Consider the following 5,400-nt stretch of genomic DNA (forward strand, 5'->3'; position numbering starts at 1 on the left):
GACGTCGGTCGGAATCTCGGTCGTCGCGGCATCGATGGCAACGCTGCTCTCGCCGCCGTACTGGGTGCAGAGCGTGCGCAGATAGGAGCCGAACTCCACCTTGCTGACGTCGTCGTTCCGGTAGAGCTGTTCATGGACCTGGGCGATGGCGCCGACGCGCGACACGGCATCCTCGAAGGCCTGCCGGCTCTTCGGGTCCTCGACCTGGCGACCCTGGAGGTTGAGCAGGCTGGCGACGAGCTGGAGGGAGTTCTTGACCCGGTGGTTGACCTCCTTCAGCAGCATGTCCTTCTGGGCCAGCACGGTTTCCTTCTCGCCCAGCACGCTGCGGACCCGCTCCTCGCTGTTCCGCAGCGCCACCTCCGCCTGCTTCTCCCGGTCAACGTCATAGAGAACGACGACGCTGCCGGTGATTGTGCCGGACGCATCGACGATGGGCGCACCGCAGACCCTGATCCAGCCGGTCGTGCCGTCGCCCCGCCGGTACAGGAACTCGTCGCCCGGCACGAACTCTCCCTTCAGCGCGCGGGCCAGCGGCCACTGTTCCGCCGACACGGGGTTGCCGTCCGGGTGCCAGCCGACCCATTCGCCATAGGCTTCGACACTGGCCGATTGCAGCACGGGATGGCGCAGGATCTCCTCGATCCGGCGGTTGCCATAGACGATCCGGCCTCCGGGCGCTTCCGCCACCAGGACGCCGGCGGGAAGGCTTTCCACCAGCGCCTCGAACCGGGCCTGATCGCCGGCCATCCGGGCGATCAGGCTTTCGCGCTCGGCATCCGCGCGCTTGCGTCCGGTGATGTCGCGGACGATGCCGAAGAGCTGTCCGCCCGATGTGAACGGATCGTCGATCCAGCGCCCGCGCGACGCCATCCACCGTTCCGAGCCGCCGGTCCCCGAAGTTCCGGGCGGCACGGCACGGTACTCGACCGACACGACGCCTTTGGTGGCGATGGCCCGTTCCAGCGCCGTCCGCACCGCCTCGCGGTCGTCGGGATGGATGACCGACATGGCGGTGTCGTGATCGAAGACGGTGTCGGGGCTCAGCCCGTGCAGTACGGCGGCATGGGGCGAAGACATGAACTCGCCGAGTTCGTCGCGGGCGCTCCAGGCGCCCAGGTCGGCCGCTTCCAGCGCTATGTTCAGCCGCGCCTCGGTCGCCCGCAGGGACTCTCCCGCCCGCTCCGACAGGATCTGCCGCGTCACGTCGCGGGCGACGATCAGCACGCCCTTTTCGTCCGGCTGGCTGGCGCCGCCGGTTTCCGGCAGCGCGATGAAGTCCATGTCCCAGAAGGTCGGGCCGCGCCCAAGATCGGTTTCGGCCTGATGCCCCCGCAAGCTCAGGGTCTCGCCGGTCGCATAGACCTTTTCCAGGATGGCCATGCCCGACTTGGGCATGCCGGGGAAGACCTCGGCCACGCTGCGCCCCACGATCCGACCGGGCGACGCCGGGATAGCGGCATAGGCCTTGTTGGCGAGGGTGAAGCGCATCTCCGGACCGCGCACGATGGCGACGCCGGCAGGAACGCGATCGACGATGCGCAGGAGGAGGTTCGTGTCGGAAACCTCCTGGGCGAGCGCGGAGATGAGGTGGCCCAGCGTCTGGCTCGCCGACGCGGTCGATGCTGTGCCGTTGCCGATGGTCATTGGGGCGGAAAGCTCCGGAAGTGCTAGGTTTCTCCCGACGCTTTCCACCAGTTCGGCCTGCCGCCGGCTCCCTGTGTCAAGGCGACCGTTCATACTTGAAACCGCGAAGGGGTACGGCCGGACGAAGTGCGCTGGGGGTGGTCACGCCGGTATTGGTTCGGAGACTGCGACATAGGTTTGCTCGACCGCCAGATCAAGCATACCGTCCACCACATTCAGCGTGATGCGGCCGCCGTTCTCCGCGAGACCTCCGAACAGGAGGTGTTCGGCAAGCGGCAGCTTCACGGTGCGCTCGATCAGCCGGGCCAGCGGCCGGGCACCCATCGCCGGCTCGAAACCGTGGCGGGCCAGCCATCGCAGGGCATCCTCCGTGATGGTCAGCGCAATCTTGCGGTCCGCCAGATGCGCCGCCAGCTGGTCGATGTGCCCCTGGGCGATGCGGCAAACGGTCTCATGCGTGAGCGGCCGGAAATTGACCACGGCATCCAGCCGGTTTCGGAACTCCGGCGAGAACAGGCGCTTGATCGCGGCGGAAGCGGCGTCGGCGGCATCGCCGTCGGTCCCGTTCATGCCGAAACCGATGGACGGCCGCGCCATCTCGGCGGCACCCGCGTTGGTCGTCATGATGACGATGACGTGGCGGAAATCGATGGTCTTGCCGGTCGTGTCGGTCAGGCGCCCGGCATCCATCACCTGAAGCAGCAGGGCGAACAGATCGGGATGGGCCTTCTCGATCTCGTCCAGCAGCAGGACCGCGTGCGGGGTCCTGGACACCGCCGAAGTCAGCAGGCCTTCCTGGTCGAACCCGACATAGCCGGGAGGAGCGCCGATCAGGCGGCTTATCGTGTGCGGTTCCATGTATTCCGACATGTCGAAGCGAAGCAGCGGCACGCCCAGGGTCGACGCCAGCCGCCGCGCGATCTCGGTCTTGCCGACGCCGGTCGGTCCCGCGAACAGGTAGGACCCCATCGGCTTTTCCGCATCGCGCAGGCCGGAACGGGCGATCTTGATCGCCGAGGTGACCGCCTCGACCGCTTCGTCCTGGCCGAATACCGCCGACTTCAGCTCGCCCTCCAGATTGCGCAATGCTGCCCGTTCGTCGGTGCCGGCGCGGCGGACCGGCATGTTCGCCATCCGGGCCACGACATTCTCGATATCGGGCGCCTCGATCCGCCTGGGCCAGTCCCGGCGGGCATCCAGCCTCGCCATGGCTCCGGCCTCGTCCAGCACGTCGATCGCCTTGTCCGGCAGGTGCCGGTCGGTGATGTAGCGGGCGGAAAGCTCGACCGCCGATCGGATCGCGTCGCGGCTGTAGATCACGCCGTGATGGTCGGCATAGCGCTCCGCGACGCCTTCCAGGATGGCGACGGCATCCTCGATCGACGGCTCGGTCACGTCGATCTTGCCGAAGCGGCGGACCAGCGCGGGATCGCGCTCGATGTGGAGGCGGTATTCGCGGTAGGTGGTGGCGCCGATGCAGCGGAGCGTCCCGGCGGCCAGCGCCGGCTTCAGCAGGTTGGCCGCGTCCATAGCACCGCCGGCCCCGCCGGCGCCGATGATGGTGTGAATCTCGTCGATGAACAGTACGGCGCCGGGCGTGCTGCCGATCTCGGCGATGACGTTCTTCAGCCGCTCCTCGAAGTCGCCGCGATAGCGGGTGCCCGCCACCAGCGCACCCAGGTCGAGCGTGAAGATGCGGGCGTTCGCCAAGGCTTCGGGAGCCAGTCCCTCCACGATGCGCAGCGCCAGCCCTTCGGCGATGGCTGTTTTGCCGACGCCGGGTTCCCCGACCAGCACCGGGTTGTTCTTGGTCCGGCGGCACAGGATCTGGATGGTGCGGGCGATCGCGTCGTCGCGGCCGATCACCGGATCGATCTTGCCGGCCTCGGCCTTGGCGTTGAGGTCGATGCACCAGCTCGTCAGCGCGCTGTCGGCGGCCGGCGCTCCCGGCTTGACCGGATCGGAAGCGTCGAGGGCGCGCCTGGGCGACTTGTCGCGGCGGCGGGCGGCGACGTCGCGCTGGACCATATGCTCGACCACGCGGTCGCGGGAAACGCCGTGACGCCGCAGGATCGTCGCCGGCGAGGCGCCGCGATCGACCAGGAGCGCCAGCAGCAGGCAGGCGCCGTCGCACGGCGTCTCGGGCTTGAAGCGCTCGGCGCGCTCGATCGTCCGTTCCAGCGGGTTGTCGGTCGTATGACGCTCGGGAATTCGCGGCAGGAGCCTGTCGACTTCGGCGTGGATCGCGCGCGGGTCGGCGCCGCAGGCCAGCAAGGCGGCGACCGCGTCCGGATCGCCGGTCAGCGAGAGCAGAAGATGTTCCTGGCCAGGGCCGTCATGACCATATTGTGCGGCAAGTTGATAGGCGTTCCTGACAGACTGTGCGGCGGCGCTGCTGAGCATATACGGGCCTCTCCTGTCTCTGGCGAGCGCCCTTCCGGACCCCCAATGAGTCCCGGCGCCGCGCTCATGAACGGATTCTTTGGGCCTTCATGGTAAATTTATCGTTAACCATAGTTTCGTTTTAAGCGAGCCGCTCTTTACTGGCAGCGTTCCAGAAACAGGCGGTTCATACTGGAGTATGATGACCGATCTTACCCATTGATTATTGCGATGTGCCGAATCCGCTCGCCATTAGGAAGCACGGGTCGCCTTTTGCGCTGATGACACTGCCGTAACGGGCGGCATATTGGGATGGTTCACCAATTCCACGAGCACTCCGCTTCGTGAAATCATTCTATATCGACCACAAACAGGTGGGCGAGCATGCTTCTCCCGAATACGGGCACCGATATCCATGAAGTAAACCCGGCCATTTCTGTGGCCAACCTGAACGAGGCGGTTGAGTCCGCCGCACGGGCGCTGATTCAACTCCAGCATTCCGACGGACATTGGATCTTTCCGCTGGAGGCCGATGCCACAATTCCGGCCGAGCATATCCTGCTCCAGCATTTCCTGGACGAGATCGACCCGGAGATCGAGTCCGGGCTTGCCGCCTTCATACGAAGCCATCAGGGGGAAGACGGCGGCTGGCCGCTGTTCCACGGCGGCACCCTCGACCTGAGCTGTACCGTCAAGGCTTATTTCGCCCTCAAGGCGGCGGGAGACCCGGTGGACGCGCCGCACATGAAGCGGGCGCGGGAAGCGGTGCTGGCCCATGGGGGTGCGGCCCGCTGCAACGTCTTCACCCGCATCCTGCTGGCGCTGTTCGGCCAGATCCCCTGGCGCGGCGTGCCGGTGATGCCGGTGGAGATCCTCAATCTGCCGGCATGGTCGCCGGTCCATATCTCCCGCATTTCCTACTGGTCGCGCACCGTCGTCGTGCCCTTGCTGGTCGTGATGGCGCACAAGCCGCAGGCCCGCAACCCGCGCGGCGTCGGGATATCCGAACTGTTCACCGTCCCGGCGGACCGGGTGGTGGACTGGCACTCGGCCCCCGACGACACGGCGCTGGCCCGGCTGTTCCGGGGCATCGACAGCTTCCTGTCGCTGATCGAGCCGAGGCTGCCGAAATCCGGCCGCCGGATGGCCATCGACCGCGCCGTCAAGTTCGTGACGGAGCGGCTGAACGGCGAGGACGGCCTTGGCGCCATCTTCCCGGCCATGGCCAACACGATCATGATGTACGACTGCCTGGGCTATCCGGCCGACCACCCCGACGCCGTCACCGCCCGGCGTGCGATGGACAAGCTGCTGCTGCCGATGGACGGCGGTGAGATCATGTGCCAGCCCTGCCTGTCCCCGGTATGGGAC

Annotated in this window: 2 protein-coding genes and 1 pseudogene; 1 reads left to right on the top strand and 2 read right to left on the bottom strand. The window is 66.9% G+C overall.

Translation table 11 applies throughout. From position 1 onward, the window contains the following. Together AC5JJ6_RS39920 and AC5JJ6_RS39925 are read right to left on the bottom strand one after the other, a co-directional pair. Nucleotides 1-1,647, bottom strand: a 1,647-nt coding sequence (locus tag AC5JJ6_RS39920) for a PAS domain-containing HWE histidine kinase family protein (RefSeq protein WP_496047369.1), incomplete at its 3' end; no start/stop codon positions are given. Between the two features lie 141 nt (nt 1,648-1,788). Beyond that, nucleotides 1,789-4,050: an AAA family ATPase gene (locus AC5JJ6_RS39925; protein WP_496047370.1), complete on the bottom strand. Its 2,262-nt coding sequence runs from the start codon at nt 4,048-4,050 to the stop codon at nt 1,789-1,791. A 363-nt stretch (nt 4,051-4,413) separates the two neighbouring features. Here AC5JJ6_RS39925 and AC5JJ6_RS39930 point away from each other — a divergent pair. Beyond that, nucleotides 4,414-5,400: pseudogene (locus AC5JJ6_RS39930) on the top strand (squalene--hopene cyclase); the annotation flags it as partial.

It is taken from the genome of Skermanella sp., from assembly GCF_059503625.1.

Bases quoted from the DNA above. Each gene is read 5' to 3' on its own strand.
- AC5JJ6_RS39925 (WP_496047370.1), bottom strand. From the start codon at position 4,050: ATGCTCAGCAGCGCCGCCGCACAGTCTGTCAGGAACGCCTATCAACTT.